Here is a 20,496-nt window from a genome sequence, read left to right as displayed (position 1 = left end):
ATGTTGCCCACGCGCTGGAACCACTGCTTGACCGCTTCGTCCACCTTGCCCAGCACCGGCGAATGCGGCAGCAGCGAGGTGAGCATCAGCGCCGCCAGCAGCGGGCCGGGCAGCGTGGCCTGCTTGGCGTCGATGCCCAGCAGCGCCTGCAGCGTGGCGGTGTCCACCGCAATGATGCCGCCGCCCAGCACCACGAACAGCATCAGCATCGAGCCCAGGTAGCCGCACCAGGCCGACCAGTAGCGCCAGAAGGTGGTGCTGGCGCGCATCGGCCGCGGGTTGCGGAAGCGGTCGCGGGCATACAGCACCACGACGGCACCGCCCACGATCCACTGGAACACCAGGCCCTGGTCGGCGGCGACGGCGGTCTCGTTCATGGCGGCACTCCTGCCGGGCCCGGGGAAGCAGGCCCTTGCAGACCAACTTAGTGCAGCCGCACGCCGCGGGCCACCATCAAAGGTGGGAGTCCCGAAGGGCGGGCGCGTTTACCCGCGGCCGCCGAAGATGGCCGTGCCCACCCGCACGATGGTGGCGCCCTCGGCGATGGCGGCTTCCAGGTCGGCGCTCATGCCCATGGACAGCGTGTCCAGCTGCGGTGCCTGATGGCCCAGCCGGGCACGCAGTTCATCCAGCAGGCCGCGCAGCGCCCGGTGCGGCACGCGCTGCGCGGCTTCGTCCTGCGCCGGCTCGGGGATGGCCATCAGCCCGCGCAGCACCAGCCGCGGCAGCGCCGCCACGGCGCGCGCCACTTCAGGCAGCTCGGCCGGCGTCAGGCCGCTCTTGCTGGCCTCGCCACTGATGTTGACCTGCAGGCAGACCTGTAACGGCGGCAGGGTGGGCGGCCGCTGGTCCGACAGCCGCTGCGCGATCTTCAACCGGTCGACCGAATGCACCCAATCGAAACTTTCTGCCACCGGCCGGCTTTTGTTGCTCTGGATCGGGCCGATAAGGTGCCATTGGAGTTGCGTGCGCAGCGCGGCCAGGGCGTCGATCTTGGCCAGGGCCTCCTGGATGTAGTTCTCGCCGAAGGCGCGCTGGCCGGCATCGAAGGCCTGCTGCACCGCGTCGGCGCCGAAGGTCTTGCTGACCGCCAGCAGCTGCACGCTGTCGGGCGGGCGGTGCGCGGCATTGCAGGCAGCGGCGATGCGCGCGCGAGTTTGTTCCAACCGGGTCGGGATGCTCACCATAATCAATCCCGAGCCTAACCCAGCCGCCCCTGCGGGCGGACCGCTTTGATGGACATCACCCAGCTGCTCGCGTTCTCGGTCAAGAACAAGGCTTCCGACCTGCACCTGTCCGCCGGCCTGCCGCCGATGATCCGCGTGCATGGCGACGTGCGGCGCATCAACGTGGAGGCGCTGGACCACAAGACCGTGCACGACATGGTGTACGACATCATGAACGACGCCCAGCGCAAGGCCTACGAGGACACGCTGGAGTGCGACTTCTCGTTCGAGATCCAGGGCCTGGCGCGCTTTCGCGTCAATGCGTACAACCAGAACCGCGGCGCAGGCGCGGTGTTCCGCACCATTCCCAGCAAGATCCTCTCGCTGGAGCAGCTGCAGGCGCCCAAGGTGTTCGCCGACCTGGCGCTGCGCCCGCGCGGCATGGTGCTGGTCACCGGCCCCACCGGCTCGGGCAAGAGCACCACGCTGGCCGCCATGGTCAACCACCTCAACGAAAACGAGTACGGCCATGTGCTCACGGTGGAAGACCCGATCGAGTTCGTGCACGAGAGCAAGAAGTGCCTGGTCAACCAGCGCGAGGTGGGGCCGCACACCCTGAGTTTCTCCAACGCGCTGCGCTCGGCGCTGCGTGAAGACCCGGACGCGATCCTGGTGGGCGAAATGCGCGACCTGGAGACCATCCGCCTGGCGCTCACCGCGGCCGAAACCGGCCACCTGGTGTTCGGCACGCTGCACACCAGCAGCGCCGCCAAGACCATCGACCGCGTGGTCGACGTGTTCCCGGCGGCCGAGAAGGACATGGTGCGCGCGATGCTGTCCGAGTCGCTGGTGGCGGTGATCTCGCAGACGCTGTGCAAGACCCGCGACGGCAGCGGCCGCGTGGCGGCGCACGAGATCATGATCGCCACCTCGGCCATCAAGAACCTGATCCGCGAGAACAAGATCGCCCAGATGTACTCGGCCATCCAGACGGGCCAGGGCCTGGGCATGCAGACGCTCGACCAGAACCTGACCGACCTGGTGCGCCGCAACGTCATCACCCCGGCCGAAGCGCGCAGCAAGGCCAAGACGCCCGAGAACTTCCCGGGCTGAGCACCGCCGTGACACGTCCCCTGCCCCTGCCCGCCGCCGACCTGCCCGCCGAGGCCGACGACAGCCCCCCGCCCGTGCGGGTGAGCTGGCCCGAGCGTGCGCCTCAGGTGGATGCACGCGCGCTGCCGGCCGACGAAGGCGCCGCGCTGTTCGTGCAGGTGTGGCAGCGCGAGCCGCATGTGCTGCCGCTGGCCGACGACGAACTGCAGCGCCTGGCCGGCTGGCCGCAGGTGGTGGAGGTGCCCGGCGGCCGCACGCTGATCCGCCAGGACGAATTCGGCGACTACCTGCTGATCGTGCTGGAAGGCGTGCTGCTGGTGGAGCGCACCGTGCCCGGCAGCAAGCCCATGCGCCTGGCCGAGGCCCGCGCCGGCGACATGCTGGGCGAAATGTCGCTGCTGGATTCCGGCTCTCGCTTCTCGCTCGTCACCACCGTCGGAACCTGCCGCATCGCGGTGCTGCAGGCCGAGCCTTTCCACCGGCTGATGCAGGAAGAGCCGCGCATCGCGCTGGCGCTGATGGCCGCGCTGTCGCGCCGGCTGTCGCTGCGGGTGCGGCAGCTCAGCGCCCGCCTGGGCGCGCTGCTGTCGCCGGCCTGAGATCACTGAACGCAGTACGAGGAATCACACACCATGGAAAGAGAACAGGCCTCGAAGTTCGTCAGCGACCTGTTGCGGCTGATGATCGCCCGCGGCGGGTCCGACCTGTTCCTCACCGCCGACTTTCCGCCCGCCATCAAGGTGGACGGCAAGATCACCAAGGTGTCGCCCCAGCCGCTGACCGGACAGCACACGCTGGCGCTGGCCCGGGCGCTGATGAACGACAAGCAGTCGGCCGAGTTCGAGCGCACCAAGGAATGCAACTTCGCCATCTCGCCGCAGGGCGTGGGGCGTTTCCGCTGCAATGCCTTCGTGCAGCAGGGCTTCGTGGGCCTGGTGCTGCGCACCATTCCCGCCGCGCTGCCCACCATCGACGGCCTGAACCTGCCGCCGGTGCTGAAGGAGGTGGCGATGACCAAGCGCGGGCTGGTGATCTTCGTGGGCGCCACCGGCTCGGGCAAGAGCACCTCGCTGGCCGCGATGGTGGACTACCGCAACGAGAACTCGCAGGGCCACATCATCACCATCGAAGACCCGGTGGAGTTCGTGCACCCGCACAAGAACTGCATCGTCACCCAGCGCGAGGTGGGCCTGGACACCGACGGCTGGGAGATCGCGCTGAAGAACACGCTGCGCCAGGCGCCCGACGTGATCCTGATGGGCGAGATCCGCGACCGCGAGACGATGGAACATGCGGTGGCCTTCGCCGAGACGGGCCACCTGTGCATGGCCACGCTGCATGCCAACAGCGCCAACCAGGCGCTGGACCGGGTGATCAACTTCTTCCCGGAGGAGCGCCGCCAGCAGCTGCTGATGGACCTGTCGCTCAACCTGAAGGCACTGGTCTCGCAACGCCTGCTGCCCCGCCAGGAAGGCAAGGGCCGCGTGGCGGCGGTGGAAGTGCTGCTGAACACGCCGCTGGTGTCCGACATGATCTTCAAGGGCGAGGTGGGCGAGCTGAAGGAGCTGATGAAGCGCAGCCGCGAGCTGGGCATGCAGACCTTCGACCAGGCGCTGTTCGACCTTTTCGAGGCCCAAGCCGTCACTTACGAAGACGCCCTGCGCAACGCCGATTCGGTGAACGACCTGCGCCTGCAGATCAAGCTCAACAGCAAGCGCCTGCGCGGCGCCGACCTGGCTTCGGGCACCGAGCACCTGACCATCATCTGAGGCCCGAGCGACCCTAAACTCGCCTGTAACAGAACCGGCGAGCGGAGGCGCGAGGTGTCCATCGAGATCAAGTTCGACGAAGCCGCACGGCGGATCTTCGTCTTCGACGAGGTGTATTCCGAGCGCGCGGCGCGCGAGCAGGCCGAGAAGCGCAAGCTCGGCGCCTTCGGCACCGTGGCGCGGGTGCAGTCGCTGATCGCCGGCGGGCCGAAGCCCGAGACGGTGTCGCTGTCGAAGTCGGAGCTGCGCTTCGAACCCTTCTGGCTGGTGAGCGCCCGCCGCTCGGTGGACTACACCTGCCAGGTCGAATACACCGTCGGCATCGACAACGCGCATGCGCAGCGGGTGCAGATCGGCAGCTTCGCCACCGAGGTGGCCGCACGCGGCAGCAAGCGGCAGATCGTGGTGCCGGCGGTGGAAACCTGCCACCGCAAGATCGACTTCTCCACGCACCTGGACGGCCTGAAGCGCGAGATCCGCGCCAGCACGCTGGAGGCCTACGTGCGCAACTACAAGGCGCAGGACGTGGAGGCGATGGCTGCGGACAACGCGGTGGAATCCCTGGTGTCCATCGCCTCGGTGATCCAGATTGCCACCTCGCGCCTGACCGGCGAGGCCATCGCCGCGCACGAGATCGCGCACGACGAACTGCTGATCGACAAGCTGTACCTCTACTGGCGCCCGGTGTTCGCCTTCGAATACGTGTGGACCGCCAACGGCCGGACCGGCGTGGTCGAGATCGACGGCCTGACCGGCGACGGCATCGCCAACGGCCAGTGGTTCAAGGACAAGCTGCAGCGGGTGATGACCCGCGAGATGCTGATCGAGGTGAGCTCCGAGGTGGCCAACGCCGTGGTGCCGGGCACCGGCGTGGCCGTCAAGCTGATCGACCGCATGCTGTGATGCGGTGCCCCGGCCGGCGTGGCGGCGCCGGCCCGGTGGCTCACTTCTCGACGACGGGCGCCGGCCTGGTGTTGGCCAGCTCGGCTTCCGAGATCACCTCGAACACGCGCACCACCTTCTGCACGCCGCCGACGCTGCGGGCCAGGTCGCTGGCACGGGCGGCTTCGCGTTCGGTGACGCGGCCCATCAGGTAGACGGTGCCGCGTTCGGTCGTCACCTTGATGGCGCTGGCCTGCACGTCCTTGGCGTCCACCAGCGTGGCCTTCACCTTGCTGGTCAGCAGCGAATCGTTGGAGCGGGCGGTCAGCGAGCTGGGGCCCATGATGGCCAGCTCGTTGACCACCGAGCGCACGCCCTCGATGCCGCGCACCTGCTGTTCCACGCGGCTGCGCATGGCTTCGTCCGGCACCTCGCCGGTCAGCAGCACCACCTTGTTGTAGCTGGTGGCGCTCACGTGGCCGCGGTCGCCGGCGATCGGCGAGATGCGGTTGACGGCCTTGAGCTCGATGCTCTGGTCGTCCAGCTGGGTGCCGGTGGAGCGGCGGTCGGTGACCACCAGCGCGCTGCCCACGGCCGCGCCGCCGATCAGCAGCGGTGCGCAGGCGCTGAGCAGCAGGCTGGCGCCCAGCGCCGACAGCAGCAGGACGGCCGGGCGGCCGAAGCGGTGATTCGTTGACTTCATGGAAGAGGTTCCTGTTCGCCCATCAGTTGCACGTCCACCGCATCGCACAGGCAGTGCAGCGCCAGCACGTGAACTTCCCGGATTCGCGCCGCACGGTCGTGCGGCACGGCCACATGTACATCGGTCTCGATCAGCTCCGCCGCCAGCCCGGGGGCCTGGCGGCCGGTGAAGACGATGACCGTCATTTCCTTGCCATGCGCAGCCTGCACCGCGGCGATGACACCTTCGTCGTCGCCCGCGGGGGCCAGCACCAGCAACACGTCTCCTGGCAAGCCCAGGGCCTGCACCTGCTTGGCCAGCACCTCGTTCAGGCCGGCCTCGCGGGCCAGGGCCAGGGAAAGCACGCCATCGGTGCCCAGGGCCAGTGCCGCCAGGCCCGGCCGTTCCCGCTCGAAGCGGCCGACGAACTGGGCCGCCAGGTGCTGCGCGTCGGCGGTGGAGGCGCCGCTGCCGCACACCATCAGCTTGCCGCCGGCGGTGATGCAGCCCAGCACCGCATGCACCGCATCGGCCAGCGGGCGCGCAAGGCTGTCCGCGGCCTGCACCTGGAGGTCGGCACTCTCGAAGAACTGCTGCTGGATACGCTGTTCAAGCATGGCGGCGCATGATATGACAGGGATGCACCAAGACGGTTCCCGCGCGGTTGCTGCTTTGTCAACCCGCATCAAACGCCGCCACCAGCCATTGCAGTTCGTCGCCCTCGATGCTCACCACGTCGAAGCGGCAGGGCGGCAGCGTGTTCATGCGCATCAGGTAGTGCTGGGCCGCGTAGATCACGCGCCGCTGCTTGAGACCGGTGACGCTGCCGGCCGCGCCGCCGTGGCTGCGCCCGGCGCGGGCCCGCACTTCGACGAAGACGAGGGTGCCATCGGCATCGCGCATGATCAGGTCCACCTCGCCGGCGCGGCGGCTGGGCCCGCGGGCCACCCGATAATTGCGCTCCACCAGCGTGAGTCCGTGGCGCCGCAGATGCGCCAGCGCACGCTCCTCGCCCGCGGCGCCGGTTTCCTTCGTGCTGGCCTTCGTGCCGTCGGTACCGCCCGTACTGCCCAACCGCCGCTTGTTGAACATGTCCAGTGCCCTGACCGTCGTCGTGCAGGCCGCCGCCGAGGCGGCCGGTGCGCAGCAGTATCCGCCCGGCACGCTGTACGTGGTGGCCACGCCCATCGGCAACCTGGCCGACATCACGCTGCGGGCGGTGCATGTGCTGGCGCTGGTGGATGCGGTGGCCTGCGAGGACACCCGCGTCAGCGCCGGCCTGCTGCGCCACCTGGGGCTGCACAAGCCGCTGGTGGCGCTGCATGAGCACAACGAATTCGAAGGCGCCGCCGCCATCGTCGACCGGCTGTCGCGCGGCGAGCGCATCGCCTACATCAGCGATGCCGGCACGCCCGCGGTGTCCGACCCCGGTGCGCGCCTGGTGGCCGCGGTGCAGGCTGCCGGCCTGCGCACCATGCCGCTGCCCGGCGCCAGCAGCGCGCTGGCTGCGCTGAGCGTGGCGGGCGATGCCGACAGCCGCGGCTTCGCCTTCGCCGGCTTCCTGCCGACCAAGGCCGGCGAGCGCCGCACCGCGCTGCAGGCGCTGCTGGCGCAGCCGCTGTCGCAGGTGCTGTTCGAGGCACCGCACCGCATTGAAGCCCTGTTGCGCGAGCTGGCCGAGGCCGCGCCCGCACGCCGCGTGACGCTGGGCCGCGAGCTGACCAAGCAGTTCGAGACCGTGGCCACGATGCCCGCGGCCGAGCTGCCCGGCTGGCTGGCCGCCGATGCCAACCGCCAGCGCGGCGAGTTCGTGCTGGTGGTGCATGCGCCGCCGGCCGCCTCTGGCGCGGAAGACGATGCAGCGCTGCCGCCCGAGGCCGAGCGCGTGCTGGGCCTGCTGCTGGCCGAGCTGCCGCTGAAGCAGGCGGTGTCGCTGGCCGCGGCCGTGAGCGGCGCGCCGCGCAACGCGCTGTACCAGCGGGCGCTGGCGCTGCGCGGCTGAGAGCGCGCCGCCAGTCCCCCTGCGCGTGTCGCAGGCGGGGCCTCTCCCTATACTGGTTCGCATGATTTCGCGCGAACCCACCCTCGAACGCCTCGCGCAAGCGCAAGGCCTGTTGCTCGAACCCTTCGGGCTCACCGATGCGGCGCTGACCAAGGCCCTGCGCACGATCAGCGCGCACCGCATCGACGACGCCGACCTCTACTTCCAGACCACCCGCCACGAGGGCTGGAGCCTGGAGGAAGGCATCGTCAAGAGCGGCAGCTTCAGCATCGACCAGGGCGTGGGCGTGCGGGCGGTGGCGGGCGAGAAGACGGCCTTCGCCTACTCCGACGACATCTCCGAAGCCTCGCTGCTGGATGCGGCGCGCACCGTGCGCACCATCGCCGCGGCCGGCCAGAGCGTGCGGGTAAAGGTGCCCGGCAAGGGCAAGGTGGTGGGCAGCCGCACGCTGTACGGCCCCACCGACCCCATCGGCACGCTGGACAGCGCGCAGAAGGTGGCGCTGCTCGAGAAGACCGAGAAGCTCGCCCGCAGCAAGGACCCGCGCATCGTGCAGGTGATGGCCGGCCTGGCCGCCGAGTACGACGTGGTGATGGTGGCCCGTGCCGACGGCACCCGCGCTGCCGACGTGCGGCCGCTGGTGCGGCTGTCGGTCACCGTGATCGCCGAGCAGACCGTAGGCGGCGTGGTGCGCCGCGAGGTAGGCTCGGGCGGCGGCGGCGGCCGCTTCGGCCTGGGTTATTTCCAGGACGAGCAGATCGAGCAGTACGTCGACCAGGCGGTCAACGCCGCGCTGGTGAACCTGGAATCGCGGCCTGCGCCGGCCGGCGAGATGACCGTGGTGCTGGGCCCCGGCTGGCCGGGCATTCTGCTGCACGAGGCCATCGGCCACGGGCTGGAAGGCGACTTCAACCGCAAGGGCAGCAGCGCCTTCAGCGGCCGCATCGGCAAGCGCGTGGCCGCCAAGGGCGTGACGGTGCTGGACGACGGCACCCTGCCCGACCGCCGCGGCAGCCTGAACGTGGACGACGAGGGCAACGCCTCGCAGCGCACCGTGCTGATCGAGGACGGCATCCTGCGCGGCTACATCCAGGATTCGATGAACGCGCGTCTGATGGGCGTGCAGCCCACCGGCAACGGCCGGCGCGAGAGCTACGCGCACGTGCCGATGCCGCGCATGACCAACACCTACATGCTGGGCGGCGACAAGACCAAGGAAGAGATCGTCGCGAGCATGAAGCGGGGGCTGTACGCCACCAACTTCGGCGGCGGCCAGGTCGACATCACCAGCGGCAAGTTCGTGTTCTCGGCCAGCGAGGCCTTCTGGGTGGAAAACGGCAAGATCCAGTACCCCGTCAAGGGCGCCACGCTGATCGGCAACGGCCCGGACGCACTGACCCGCGTAAGCATGATCGGCAACGATATGCAGCTCGATTCCGGCGTGGGCACCTGCGGCAAGGAAGGCCAGAGCGTGCCGGTCGGCGTGGGCCAGCCCACGCTGCGCATCGACGGCCTGACCGTCGGCGGCACGGCTTGACGCGGCCCGCAGCGCACGGCTACATTGCGCCACCTATGAAATTCGCCACGTTCTTTTTGGCTACTTTTGGTTCTCGCACCGCCCAGCGGTTGGAGAGGCAAGCGCGTAGCTGAAAAGAACGAGCAAACCGAATCCACAAACCGCCGGGCAACCCCCGGCGGTTTTTTTCGCCCCTGCAGCCCCCACCACCGAGCCACACCGCCATGACCACCACCAGCTCACCCGCCAGCGAAGGCTGGCAAGCGCCGCCCGACCGCACCAGCCGAACCGACGACGAACGCATCAAGGACATCGTGCCGCTGCCCCCGCCTGAACACCTGATCCGCTTCTTCCCCATCCGCGGCACGGCGATGGAGAAGCTGGTGGTGGACACACGGCAGGCCATCCGCCGCATCCTGCACAAGCAGGACGACCGGCTGCTGGTGATCATGGGCCCGTGCTCCATTCACGACCCCGAGGCCGCGATCGACTACGCGAGGAAGCTCAAGGCGCAGCGCGACAAGTACGCCGACACGCTGGAGATCGTGATGCGCGTGTACTTCGAGAAGCCGCGCACCACGGTCGGCTGGAAAGGGCTGATCAACGACCCGTACCTGGACGAGACCTTCCGCATCGACGAAGGCCTGCGCATGGCACGGCAGCTGCTGCTGGACATCAACCGGCTGGGCATCCCGGCAGGCAGCGAGTTCCTGGACGTGATCTCGCCGCAGTACATCGGCGACCTGATCGCCTGGGGCGCCATCGGCGCGCGCACCACCGAAAGCCAGGTGCACCGCGAGCTGGCCTCGGGCCTGTCGGCGCCGATCGGCTTCAAGAACGGCACCGACGGCAACATCAAGATCGCGATGGACGCGATCCAGTCGGCCTCACGGCCGCACCACTTCCTGTCGGTGCACAAGAACGGCCAGGTGGCCATCGTGGAGACGTCGGGCAATGCCGACTGCCACGTGATCCTGCGCGGCGGCAAGGCGCCCAACTACGATGCCACGCACGTGGCCGCCGCGTGCCAGCAATTGGAAGCCGCGGGCCTGGACTGCGCGCTGATGGTGGATTGCAGCCATGCCAACAGCAGCAAGCAGCACGAGCGCCAGCTGGACGTGGCCCGCGACGTGGCACAGCAGCTGCGCGACGGCAGCCGCTGCATCTTCGGCGTGATGGTGGAAAGCCACCTGAAGGCCGGCGCCCAGAAGTTCAACGCCGGCAAGGACGATCCCGCCGCGCTGGAGTACGGCAAGAGCATCACCGACGCCTGCCTGGGCTGGGACGATTCGCTGGAGTGCCTGGAGGTGTTGAGTGGAGCGGTGAAGGCGCGAAGAGGCTGACCCGAGCTACCCGGGCGACCCTGGGCCGCCCGGGCGCGCGATCACAGGCTCTTCACCAACTCCGGCACCGCATTGAACAGATCCGCCTCCAGGCCGTAGTCGGCCACGCTGAAGATCGGCGCCTCGGGGTCCTTGTTGATGGCCACGATGACCTTGCTGTCCTTCATGCCGGCCAGGTGCTGGATGGCGCCCGAGATGCCCGCGGCGATGTACAGCTGCGGCGCGACGATCTTGCCGGTCTGGCCGACCTGCCAGTCGTTGGGCGCGTAGCCCGCATCCACCGCGGCGCGGCTGGCGCCCAGTGCGGCACCCAGCTTGTCGGCCAGCGGGGTGAGCACTTCGTTGAACTTGTCGCTGCTGCCCATCGCCCGGCCGCCCGAGACGATGATCTTGGCGGCCGTCAGCTCGGGCCGGTCGTTCTTGGCGATCTCGCTGCCGACGAACGTGGCCTTGTCGCTGGTGGCGGCGGCTTCGGCCTTCTCCACTGCGGCGCTGCCACCTTCGTGCGCGGCGGCGTCGAAGCCGGTGCCGCGCACGGTGATGACCTTGACCCCGTCAGTCGCCTGCACCGTGGCGATGGCGTTGCCGGCGTAGATCGGGCGCTCGAAGGTGTCGGCGCTGACCACCTTGGTGATGTCGCTGACCTGGCCGACGTCGAGCTTGGCGGCCACGCGCGGGGCGATGTTCTTGCCGCTGGCCGTCGCCGGGAAGACGAGGTGGCTGTAGTTGCCGGCGATCGCCAGCACCTGCGCGGCGACGTTCTCGGCCAGGCCGTGCTCCAGGCCGGCGGCTTCGGCCAGGATCACTTTGCTGACGCCCGCGATCTTGGCCGCCGCATCGGCCGCGCCCTGCGCGTTGTGGCCGGCGATGAGCACGTGCACGTCGCCGCCCATCTGGCTGGCGGCAGTGACGGTGTTGAAGGTCGCGCCCTTCACGGTCGCGTTGTCATGTTCTGCGATAACAAGTGCGGTCATGGTCAGATCACCTTGGCTTCGGTCTTGAGCTTGCTCACCAGCGTGGCGACGTCGGGCACCTTGATGCCGGCGCTGCGCTTGGGCGGCTCGCTGACCTTCAGGGTCTTGATACGCGGGGCCACGTCGACGCCCAGGTCGGCCGGCTTGACGACCTCCAGCGGCTTCTTCTTGGCCTTCATGATGTTGGGCAGCGTGACGTAGCGCGGCTCGTTCAGGCGCAGGTCGGTGGTGATGACCGCGGGCAGCGTGACCGACAGGGTCTCCAGGCCGCCGTCGACTTCACGGGTGACCGATGCTTTCCCATCAGCAACTTCCACCTTCGAGGCGAAGGTGGCCTGCGGCAGGTCCGCCAGCGCGGCCAGCATCTGGCCGGTCTGGTTGCAGTCGTCGTCGATGGCCTGCTTGCCCAGGATCACCAGGCCGGGCTGTTCCTTGTCCACCAGCGCCTTGAGCAGCTTGGCCACGGCCAGCGGCTGCAGCTCGTCGGTGCACTCGACCAGGATGCCGCGGTCGGCGCCGATGGCCATCGCGGTGCGCAGGGTCTCCTGGCACTGCGTGGGGCCGCAGGACACGGCGATGACCTCGGTGGCCACGCCCTTCTCCTTCAGCCGCACGGCCTCTTCCACCGCGATCTCATCGAACGGGTTCATCGACATCTTCACGTTGGCGATGTCCACGCCGGTGCCGTCGGCCTTGACCCGCACCTTGACGTTGTAGTCCACCACCCGCTTCACGGGCACCAGGATCTTCATAGCTCAGCTCCTTTGCGTGTATTCGTTCAGTCCAGCTTGGCGCCGGACGCCTTCACCAATTGTTCCCACACCGGGTAGTCCTTCCGGTAGGCGGCCATGAAGGCTTCCGGGGTACCGGCCACCGGATTGAAGCCCATCGCCGCGAACTTCTCGCGCATCTCGGGCGTCTGCACCACGGCATTCACTTCCTTGGCCATGCGCTGCACGATGTCCATCGGCGTCTTCGCCGGTGCGGCCATGCCCACGAAGCCGCAGATGCGGTACGCATCATCCTTCAGGCCCTGCTCCACCAGCGTGGGCACGTTGGGCAGCACGGCCATGCGCTGGTCGCCGGTGACGCCGATGATCTTCAGCTTGCCGGCGTCGATGTGCGGCTTGGTGCCCGAGGCGCTGGCATAGGCCATCTGGATCTGGCCGCCCAGCAGGTCCTGCAGCATCGGCGCCTCGCCCTTGTAGGCCACGTGGGACATGTCGGCATTCAGCGCCTGGCTCATGTAGGCGCCGGCCAGGTGCGCATAGGAGCCGATGCCCCAGGAGCCGTACGACACCTTACCCTTGTTCTTGGTAATCCACGCCTGCAGCTCGGCCGCGTTGCGGGCCGGCACGTCGGGGTGCACCACCAGCGTCACCGGCGCCACCGCGATCTGCGAGACCATCACCAGGTCCTTCTGCGGGTCGTAGGGCAGCTTGGCGAACAGGAACTGGTTGATCAGCAGCGAGGTGCTGAGCGAGATGGTGAAGGTGCTGCCATCGGGCGCGGCCTTGGCCACGGTATCGGTGCCCAGGATGCCGGCGGCGCCGCCCTTGTTCTCCACGATGATGGTCTGGCCCAGGCGCGGGCCCAGCTTGTCGGCGATCAGGCGCGCCGACACGTCGGTGGCGCCGCCCGGGTTGAACGGCACGATGATGCGGATGGGCTTGCTGGGCCAGGCGGCCTGCGCCTGCACCCACGGGGCGGCGGCCAGGCCGGCCGACACGGCGGCACCACGGGCCAGCAGCTGGCGGCGGTTGATGGGTTGGTTCATCGTGTTGTCTCCTTCAGGGGGCGGGGGATCGTTGTTCGTGTTCGATGCGGGCCTTCACGCCGAGCCGCGCCGCGGTTTCGGCGATGGCCGGTGCCAGCGCGGCCATGGCCGGATGCGCAGGGCAGCGCACCAGCACGCCCGCGGGGCCGTCGGCCACCACGGCAGGCAGCGGCGTGCCGGCGGGCGCGGCCTCGCGCCACAGGGCCTGCAGCCGCTGGCCAAGCGTGTCGATGGCGGCCAGCTGCCGCAGCTCGGGCTTGAAAATCTTGCCCACGTTGGTGGTGGGCATGCGCTGCAGCACGGTGATGCGCTTGGGCCGCGCCGGGGCCTCGTCCACCCGCTGGGAAACGAAGGCCAGCAGTTCTTCCTCGGTGGCGCTGGCGCCGGGCAGCAGCGTGGCATAGGCCACCGGCACTTCGCCGGCATAGGCATCGGGCGCGCCCACCGCCGCGGCCAGCTGCACCGCGGGATGGGCGTCGAGTGCGTCCTCGATCACTTTGGGATCGATGTTGTGGCCGCTGCGGATGATGAGGTCCTTGGCGCGACCGGTGAGGTTCAGCCGGCCCTGCTCGTCCAGCCAGCCCAGGTCGCCGGTGGCCAGCCAGCCGTCGGGGGTGAAGGCCTTCCTGTTCTCCGCCTCGTCGACGAAGCCGGAGAACAGGTTGGGCGAGCGGAACAGCACCATGCCGGCTTCGCCCGGCGGCAGCTCGCGGTCGCTGGCGTTGCCGCGCTCGTCCAGCGCCACGATGCGCAGCTGCGTGTACGGCAGCGGGAAGCCCACGCAGCCGGCCGGCCCCACCACGCCGGGTGGCGTGATGGTGGAGATGCCGGCCATCTCGGTCATGCCCAGGCTTTCATGCACATGCAGGCCGAACAGCCGCTCGAAGCGCGCCGCCAGCTCGGGCGACAGCGGCGCGGCGCCGGTGCGGCAGTACTGGATGGAGGAGATGTCGGCGCCTTCCAGCGGCACGTCGGCCAGCGCGGCCAGCACCGTGGGCACGGCCGACAGCGACGTGGGCTTGAAGCGCTCCACCAGGCGCCAGTACTGGCGCATCACCTCGCGGTTGCGCAGCAGCGTGGTGGTGGGGATCACCACTTCCACCCCGGCCGAGAACGACGCCAGCGACGCCGGCAGCACCCCCGCCACATGGAACAGCGGGTAGCCGTTGATGGCCACGTCGGTGGACCGCAGGCCCTGCATCTGCACGCTGGCCCAGGCGGTGAACACCTGCGCGCGGTGGCTGTGCCGCGCCAGCTTGGGGTCGCCCGTGGTGCCGCCGGTGTGGAAGTAGGCGGCGATGTCCTCGGGCTGGATGTCCCGGCCGCCGATCAGGCGGTCGGCGGGCTGCGCGGCGCGCGCTTCGCTGAAATCCAGCACGCCTTCGGGCAGTGCGCCTACCACCGCCGGTGGTGCGTCGTGCGGCATCACCCGCAGCACGGTGCGCAGCGTGGGCACCTTCTCGCGCAGGCGCATGGCCTTCTGCCAGTAGCCGGCCTCGGCATCGGCGCCCCAGGCGACCAGCACCTTGGCGCCGGCCGCATTCATCAGCGCGGCCAGCTTGTCTTCGTTCAGCAGCGGATTGAGTGGCTGCACGATGCCGGCCGCCTCGCCGCCCCACAAGGCCAGGTGGTACTCCGGGCAGGCGGGCAGCAGCACCGACACCGCCTCCTGGGGGCCCAGGCCCAGCGTGTGCAGCAGGTTGGCCGTCTGGTGCAGGCCTTCGAACAGCTGGCGGTAGCTCCAGCGCAACGGGCGGTCGGCCTCTTCCACGCTGCGGAAGAAGACGATGGCCGTCTTGTCGCCGAAGGCCGCGGCCGAGTTGCGGAACAGCTCATAGGTGCTGCGCACCGGCACGGCTTCGGCCAGCGGCATCGCGGCCTCGATGCGCTGCACGTCGGCCAGGCTGCGAACGGGCGCGCCGGCGCGGAACGGCTGGCCTGCGGCGTGGAAGGTGGTCATGCGCTTGTCTCCTGCACGGGTCGTGCTGCCCGTTGGGGGGTGATGATGTCAGGCTGCGAGGGGCACCGGTGCAATGCGGCGCGCGGCCGCCTGCATCTCGGTCGCCAGGCGATCGACGATGACGGCCAGCGGCTCGATGCGGTCGGTGAAGGCCAGCGCGTGGCCGGCCGACAGCACGCCGCGCGAGGTGTCGCCGGTCTCGTAGGCCTGGCGGCCGATGCGGCCGGCCACCAGCGGCAGCAGCTCCTGGATGGTGACGTCGGGCTTGGCGGCTTCGATGGCCTGCACCTCGTCGGTGGTGCCGTTGCGCAACGCGCGCACGGTGTTGCGCACCGTGTGCATCAGCAGCGTGGTGTCGGTAGGCTGGGCCTGCACCAGGCGGCGCTTGTAGTCGTCATGCGCCCAGATTTCCTCGGCCACGGTGAAGCGCGTGCCCACCACCACGCCGGCCGCCCCCATGGCCAGCGCCGCCGTCACCTGCGAGCCGCAGCCGATGCCGCCCCCGATCAGGTAGGGGATGTGCAGCTGCCCACGCGCCCAGGCGGCATTGACGATGCTGCCCACCATGTCCATGCCCGGGTGGCCGCCGCACTCGGCGCCCACGATGGCCACCGCATCCACGCCCAGCGACTGCGCCTTGACCGCATGGCGCACCGCCGGCACCTTGTGCAGCACCTTGATGCCGGCCGCCTTCAAGCCGGGCAGGTAGGCCTCCGGGCTGCGGCCCGAGGTCTCGACGAAGCGCACGCCCTCCTCGGCGATCAGCTCGAACACCGCCTGCGTGCGCTCGCCCGGCACCAGCTTGGGCAGCATCGACACGTTGACGCCGAAGGGCCCGCCCTCGCACAGGTCGCGGCAGCGACGGATCTCGTCGCGCAGGCGGGCCGGGTCGGGAAAGCTCGCCGCGGTGATGAAGCCGATGATGCCGGCGCGCGAGGCCGCGGCCACGTAGCGTGCGTCGGACAGCCACATCAGCCCGCCGGCCACGATGGGCAGGCGGATGCCGAACAGATCGGTGATGGCGGTGGTATGCATGGCGGACCTGCGGTGCTTATTCGATGGACACGCCCTTGTCGCGGATCACCTGGCCCCACTTCTGGTCGTCGCGGCGGATGCGCTCGGCCGTGTCCTTGGGCGACTGCCAGGCGGCAAAGGTGCCGGCGGCCTTCAGCTTCTCCTGGATCTCGGGCTCGGCCAGCGTCTGCTTCAGCGCCTCGCTCAGCTTGCCGATCACCGGCGCGGGCGTGCCGGCCGGCGCCAGCAGGCCGCCCCAGGACACCGCGTCAAAGCCCGGGAAGCCCTGCTCCGACACCGTCTTCACATCGGGCAGATAAGGCACGCGCTGCGGCGAACCCACGGCGATGGCGCGCAGCTTGCCGGCCTTGATGTGCGGCAGCGCGGCGACCATGTCCGCATACATCACCGGCACCTGGCCGCCCAGCACGTCGGTCACGGCCGGTGCGCCGCCGCGGTAGGGCACATGCGACATCTCGAACTTGCCCAGCGACTTCAGCGACTCGGTGGTCAGGTGGCCGAAGCTGCCCTGGCCCGAGCTGGTGTAGTTCAGCGGCGGATTGGTGGCCTTGGCCTTGGCGATGAGCTGCGGCAGCGTGGTCACGTCGGGCAGCGACTGCGGATTGACCACCATCACGATCGGCAGGTCGTAGGTGGTGCCGACGGGCGTGAAGTCCTTCTGGATGTCGTACCTGGCCGACTTGTACAGGTGCGGCGCCAGCAGCGTGGGCGTGGCCAGCATCATCAGCGTGTAGCCGTCCGCCGGGGCCTTGGCCACCTGCGCGGCGGCGATGGCGCCCGAAGCACCGGCCTTGTTCTCGACGATGACCTGCTGCTTCAGCAGCTCGCTCATGCGCTGGCCGACGATGCGCGATGCGGTGTCGGTGGGGCCACCCGGCGGGAAGGGCACCACCAGCGTGATCGGCTTGGCCGGGTAGGCCTGCGCCATCGCGCCGAATGCAGGCGCGGCCAGGGCCAGGGCGAGGAGACTGCGGCGCAGGGTACTGACGGGTCGGGAAGCGGAACGGGAACGCATGCGGAACTCCTTGCGGTGCAGTGGAAAGCGACGCGCCGCACCTGGCGGCCGGCGCGCATCTGGAAAGAAAAAGGAAGCGTGGGTCGCGGCGCCTAGCCGCGGCCAGGCCGCTGGTCGCCCAGCAGCTCCTGCAGCACGGCCTCGGTGTCGGCGCCGAGCTGAGGCGGCGGCCGGCGCACCGGCAGCCGCTCGCCGTCGATGCGGTAGGGCGGTGCCAGCACATGCGTGCTGCCGGCCACCGGATGCGGCTGCACCGTGACCAGGCCACCTTCCACCGCGCGCGGCGAGGTCAGCGCCTCATGCAGGCCCAGCACCTCGCCGCAGGGAATGCCGGCGCCCGACAGCGCGGCCAGCAGCTGCGCACGCGGCCGGCGGGCCAGCTCCGCATGCAGCACCGGCAGCAGCTCGGCGCGGTTGGCCGAGCGGCCCAGGTTGGTCTTGAAGCGCTCGTCGGCCGCCAGGTCGGGCCGCTCGATCACCTCGGTGCAGAAACGCTGGAACTGCGCGTTGTTGCCCACGGTGATGACGATGGGGCCGTCGGCCGCGTCGAACACGCCGTAGGGCACGATGGACGGATGCGCGTTGCCGTAGCGCGGCGGGTCTTCGCCCATCAGCAGCGCTTCCAGGCCGTAGTAGGCGGTGATCATCAGTCCGCAGTCGAACAGCGCCATCTCCACATGCCGGCCGGTGCCGGTGTGCTCGCGCTGGTACAGCGCGGCCAGCACCGCCTGCGCCGCATACATGCCGGTCATCAGGTCGACCGCGGCCACGCCGAACTTCAGCGGCGGCTGCGTGGCCTCGCCGTTCAGTGCCATCAGGCCGGCCTCGCCCTGCACCACCAGGTCGTAGCCCGGGCGCGCGGCCTCGCTGCCGGCGCGGTTGTAGCCCGAGACCGAGCAGTAGATCAGCCGCGGGTTGTCGGCCTTCAGCTGCTCATAGCCCAGGCCCAGCTTCTCCATGCCGCCGAACTTGAAGTTCTGGATCACCACGTCGCACTTGGCGGCCATGGCCTTGGCCGTGGCCTGGCCTTCGGGCGTCTGCAGGTCCAGCGCCACCGACCGCTTGTTGCGGTTCATGCTGTTGAAGTAGGCGGTCTCGGTCTTGCCGACGCGCAGGCCCCAGTCGCGGGTGTCGTCGCCGCGGCCGGGATGTTCCACCTTGATCACGTCGGCGCCGAAGTCGCCCAGCACCATGCCGCACAGCGGGCCGGCCAGCACCCGCGAGAAGTCCAGGACACGCACGCCGGACAGCGGCAGTGCGGAAGCATTCGGGGCCATCAATCAGTCTCCAGCCGGGTCAACGGCCATGTCAGCGGCGGCGCAAGGCCGCGAAGTCGGCGCGGCGCTTCTGCAGGAAGGCGCCGATGCCTTCGGCCGCCTCGTCGTCGCCCTGGCTTTCGACCATGGCGCGTGCTTCGAGTTCGAGCTGTTCATCCAACGAGCGCATGTGCGCGCCGCGGCACAGCGCCTTGATGCGCGCGGTGGCGCGGTCCGGTCCTTCGGCGATGCGCTGGCCCAGCGCGATGGCCTCGGCCTCGGCCGTGCCGGCGTCCACCAGGCGATTGACCGCGCCCAGCGCATGCAGCCGCTCGGCCGGCACGCGGTCGCCGGTCAGGCACAGCTCGGTCAGCACCTGGCGCGAGACGAACTCGGCCAGGAACGAGGTGATGCCGCCGTCGGGCGTGAGACCCACCTTGATGTAGGTGACGCTGTAGAACGCCTCGCGCGACGACACGAGCATGTCGCAGGCCAGCGCCAGCGACATGCCGGCCCCGGCCGCGCCGCCTTCCACCGCGGCGATCACCGGCTTGGCCGTGTCGCGCAGCCGGCGCACGAAGCCGTGCAGCAGCTCCAGCCGCTCGCGCCGATCCTCGGGCGCCATGTCGCGCCGCGTGGCCAGCTGGTTCAGGTTGCCGCCGGCGCAAAAGAAGCCGCCCGCGCCGGTGAGCACGATGGCGCCGATGGTGGGATCGGCGTCCGCCTCCACCAGCGCCTGCGTGGCCGCCGTGTAGAACTCGGCGCTCAGCGCATTGCGTGCGGCCGGGTTGTTGTTGACCAGCACCAGCACCGGGCCTTCGCGGCGCTGCAGCAGCACGTCGGTGGCACTCATGCGGCAACCTTGCCCAGCGCGATGTAGCGCTCGAGGTGGAAGTCTTCGTCGCCCAGCTGGTGGTCGATCATCACCAGCCGCTTGGCGTAGTGCGACAGCGGCAGCTCCCAGGTCATGCCGATGCCTCCGTGCAGCTGCACGGCTTCTTCCGCCACCAGCGTGCCCACGCGCCCGATGGTGAACTTGGCGGCCGACAGCGCCTTCTCGCGCGCGATGCGGTCATCGCCGTCGATGGCCGCGGCGGCATTGATCACCGCCGAGCGGGCCTGCTCGATTTCCAGCAGCACATCGGCCATGCGGTGCTGCAGCGCCTGGAAGCTGCCGATGGGCACGCCGAACTGCTTGCGGGTCTGCAGGTATTCCAGCGTGGCCTGGCGGGCCACGTCCATCGCACCCAGCGATTCGGCGCACAGCGCCAGCACGCCGCGGCCCACCGCATGCTCGAGGGTGGCCAGCGCCTGACCCTCGGCGCCCAGCAGCGCATCGGCCGGCACGGTCACGTTGTCCAGCACCACGGTAGCCACGCGGCCGCCGTCGATGGCGGCCTGCCCGCTCACCTTCAGGCCCGGCGTGCCGGCCGGCACCAGGAACAGCGACAGGCCTTGCGCATCGGCCTCGCCGCCCGCGGTGCGGGCCGACACCAGGAACAGCGTGGCCGCCTCGCCCTGCGCCACAACGGCCTTGGTGCCGTTGAGCACCCAGCCGTTGTCGCTGCGGCGCGCGGTGGTGGCCACCTGCTGCAGCGAATACACGCTGTCGGCCTCGCCATGCGCGAAGGCACCGATGGTGCTGCCGTCGATCAGCTTGTTGAGCCAGGTGCGCTGCTGCTCGTTGCCGGCATGGCTGATGGCGCTGCCCACTAGCACCGCGCTGCCCAGCAGCGGCTCCACCACCAGGCCGCGGCCCAGGGCCTCGAACACCACGGCGATGTCGAAGCCGGCGCCGCCGTAGCCGCCATCGGCTTCGCTGAACAGCGCGCCGATGGCGCCCAGCTCGGCAAACTGCTGCCACTGCGGCTGGCTGTAACCCTCGGGCGATTGCGCGATGCGGTTGCGCGCATCAAACCCGTACTTCTCGGCGATGTAGCGATTCAGGGTGTCCGCCAGCATGCGGCGGTCTTCGGTGTGCTCGAAATTCATGTCCTGCTCCTGGC

The 20,496-nt window shown here is 69.6% G+C and carries 21 protein-coding genes; 8 read left to right on the top strand and 13 right to left on the bottom strand.

Features of this window, described 5'->3' with window-relative positions:
- Window positions 1-27: 27 nt before the first annotated feature.
- Window positions 28-222 (top strand): hypothetical protein, encoded by a 195-nt coding sequence (locus LRS14_RS13345; RefSeq protein WP_257799856.1) that lies wholly within the window; start codon window positions 28-30, stop codon window positions 220-222.
- A 263-nt stretch (window positions 223-485) separates the two neighbouring features.
- Here the strand turns inward: LRS14_RS13345 and LRS14_RS13340 are convergent, their stop codons facing one another.
- The gene (locus LRS14_RS13340) at window positions 486-1,187 is read right to left on the bottom strand and encodes a YggS family pyridoxal phosphate-dependent enzyme (RefSeq protein WP_257799855.1); all 702 of its coding nucleotides are present in this window, start codon (window positions 1,185-1,187) and stop codon (window positions 486-488) included.
- Between the two features lie 48 nt (window positions 1,188-1,235).
- Between LRS14_RS13340 and LRS14_RS13335 the strand changes: the two genes are divergently transcribed.
- From LRS14_RS13335 to LRS14_RS13320, 4 genes are read left to right on the top strand one after another with little or no spacing between them, the layout of a single operon-like run.
- Window positions 1,236-2,279, top strand: a complete 1,044-nt coding sequence (locus LRS14_RS13335) for a type IV pilus twitching motility protein PilT (protein ID WP_046113205.1) — start codon at window positions 1,236-1,238, stop codon at window positions 2,277-2,279.
- A gap of 8 nt (window positions 2,280-2,287) precedes the next feature.
- Complete coding sequence (locus tag LRS14_RS13330) at window positions 2,288-2,878, top strand: Crp/Fnr family transcriptional regulator (protein WP_257799854.1); 591 nt, start codon at window positions 2,288-2,290, stop codon at window positions 2,876-2,878.
- A gap of 33 nt (window positions 2,879-2,911) precedes the next feature.
- On the top strand, window positions 2,912-4,048 hold the full coding sequence (locus LRS14_RS13325; RefSeq protein ID WP_257799853.1) for a PilT/PilU family type 4a pilus ATPase: 1,137 nt from the start codon (window positions 2,912-2,914) through the stop codon (window positions 4,046-4,048).
- A gap of 54 nt (window positions 4,049-4,102) precedes the next feature.
- Entirely contained in the window at window positions 4,103-4,951 is an 849-nt protein-coding gene (locus tag LRS14_RS13320) for a hypothetical protein (protein ID WP_257799852.1), read from the top strand.
- A gap of 40 nt (window positions 4,952-4,991) precedes the next feature.
- On the opposite strand, the gene LRS14_RS13315 is transcribed toward LRS14_RS13320, so the two are convergent.
- The 3 genes from LRS14_RS13315 to LRS14_RS13305 are packed head-to-tail and all read right to left on the bottom strand — an operon-like array spanning window position 4,992 to window position 6,710.
- Window positions 4,992-5,633, bottom strand: coding sequence for a BON domain-containing protein (locus LRS14_RS13315; protein WP_257799851.1), 642 nt, complete (start codon window positions 5,631-5,633; stop codon window positions 4,992-4,994).
- Window positions 5,630-6,229 carry an SIS domain-containing protein gene (locus LRS14_RS13310; protein ID WP_046113200.1) on the bottom strand — a complete coding sequence of 200 codons (600 nt, stop codon included), beginning with the start codon at window positions 6,227-6,229 and terminating at the stop codon, window positions 5,630-5,632. The genes LRS14_RS13315 and LRS14_RS13310 overlap by 4 nt, the downstream gene beginning before the upstream one ends.
- A gap of 58 nt (window positions 6,230-6,287) precedes the next feature.
- Entirely contained in the window at window positions 6,288-6,710 is a 423-nt protein-coding gene (locus LRS14_RS13305) for a YraN family protein (RefSeq protein WP_375136394.1), read from the bottom strand.
- Here LRS14_RS13305 and rsmI point away from each other — a divergent pair.
- From rsmI to LRS14_RS13290, 3 genes are all read left to right on the top strand, one after another.
- Window positions 6,703-7,614: a 16S rRNA (cytidine(1402)-2'-O)-methyltransferase gene (gene rsmI, locus LRS14_RS13300; protein ID WP_046113198.1), complete on the top strand. Its 912-nt coding sequence runs from the start codon at window positions 6,703-6,705 to the stop codon at window positions 7,612-7,614. The genes LRS14_RS13305 and rsmI overlap by 8 nt on opposite strands.
- Before the next feature lie 61 nt (window positions 7,615-7,675).
- Entirely contained in the window at window positions 7,676-9,151 is a 1,476-nt protein-coding gene (gene tldD, locus LRS14_RS13295; protein WP_046113197.1) for a metalloprotease TldD, read from the top strand.
- Between the two features lie 203 nt (window positions 9,152-9,354).
- Window positions 9,355-10,473 carry a 3-deoxy-7-phosphoheptulonate synthase gene (locus LRS14_RS13290; protein ID WP_257799848.1) on the top strand — a complete coding sequence of 373 codons (1,119 nt, stop codon included), beginning with the start codon at window positions 9,355-9,357 and terminating at the stop codon, window positions 10,471-10,473.
- 41 nt (window positions 10,474-10,514) lie between these two features.
- Here the strand turns inward: LRS14_RS13290 and LRS14_RS13285 are convergent, their stop codons facing one another.
- The 9 genes from LRS14_RS13285 to LRS14_RS13245 form a co-directional block, all read right to left on the bottom strand.
- Window positions 10,515-11,447 (bottom strand): electron transfer flavoprotein subunit alpha/FixB family protein, encoded by a 933-nt coding sequence (locus tag LRS14_RS13285; RefSeq protein WP_257799847.1) that lies wholly within the window; start codon window positions 11,445-11,447, stop codon window positions 10,515-10,517.
- A gap of 2 nt (window positions 11,448-11,449) precedes the next feature.
- The gene (locus LRS14_RS13280) at window positions 11,450-12,199 is read right to left on the bottom strand and encodes an electron transfer flavoprotein subunit beta/FixA family protein (RefSeq protein ID WP_257799846.1); all 750 of its coding nucleotides are present in this window, start codon (window positions 12,197-12,199) and stop codon (window positions 11,450-11,452) included.
- 26 nt (window positions 12,200-12,225) lie between these two features.
- Window positions 12,226-13,224: a tripartite tricarboxylate transporter substrate binding protein gene (locus LRS14_RS13275; RefSeq protein ID WP_257799845.1), complete on the bottom strand. Its 999-nt coding sequence runs from the start codon at window positions 13,222-13,224 to the stop codon at window positions 12,226-12,228.
- A 13-nt stretch (window positions 13,225-13,237) separates the two neighbouring features.
- Window positions 13,238-15,184 (bottom strand): acyl-CoA synthetase, encoded by a 1,947-nt coding sequence (locus LRS14_RS13270; RefSeq protein ID WP_257799844.1) that lies wholly within the window; start codon window positions 15,182-15,184, stop codon window positions 13,238-13,240.
- Between the two features lie 48 nt (window positions 15,185-15,232).
- Window positions 15,233-16,219: a nitronate monooxygenase family protein gene (locus tag LRS14_RS13265; protein ID WP_257799843.1), complete on the bottom strand. Its 987-nt coding sequence runs from the start codon at window positions 16,217-16,219 to the stop codon at window positions 15,233-15,235.
- Between the two features lie 16 nt (window positions 16,220-16,235).
- On the bottom strand, window positions 16,236-17,234 hold the full coding sequence (locus LRS14_RS13260; protein ID WP_257799842.1) for a tripartite tricarboxylate transporter substrate binding protein: 999 nt from the start codon (window positions 17,232-17,234) through the stop codon (window positions 16,236-16,238).
- 92 nt (window positions 17,235-17,326) lie between these two features.
- Complete coding sequence (locus tag LRS14_RS13255; protein ID WP_257799841.1) at window positions 17,327-18,511, bottom strand: CaiB/BaiF CoA-transferase family protein; 1,185 nt, start codon at window positions 18,509-18,511, stop codon at window positions 17,327-17,329.
- Between the two features lie 31 nt (window positions 18,512-18,542).
- Window positions 18,543-19,343: an oxepin-CoA hydrolase, alternative type gene (locus tag LRS14_RS13250; protein WP_046112946.1), complete on the bottom strand. Its 801-nt coding sequence runs from the start codon at window positions 19,341-19,343 to the stop codon at window positions 18,543-18,545.
- Entirely contained in the window at window positions 19,340-20,482 is a 1,143-nt protein-coding gene (locus LRS14_RS13245) for an acyl-CoA dehydrogenase family protein (protein WP_257799840.1), read from the bottom strand. Before LRS14_RS13245 ends, LRS14_RS13250 begins: the two co-directional genes overlap by 4 nt.
- Window positions 20,483-20,496: the final 14 nt, after the last annotated feature.

The sequence above is a fragment of the Aquincola sp. J276 genome, assembly GCF_024700035.1.
Classification (GTDB): Bacteria; Pseudomonadota; Gammaproteobacteria; order Burkholderiales; family Burkholderiaceae_C; genus Aquincola; species Aquincola tertiaricarbonis.
The sequence above is the reverse complement of the archived record's forward strand: the minus strand, read 5'-3'. Positions and strand labels throughout refer to the sequence as shown.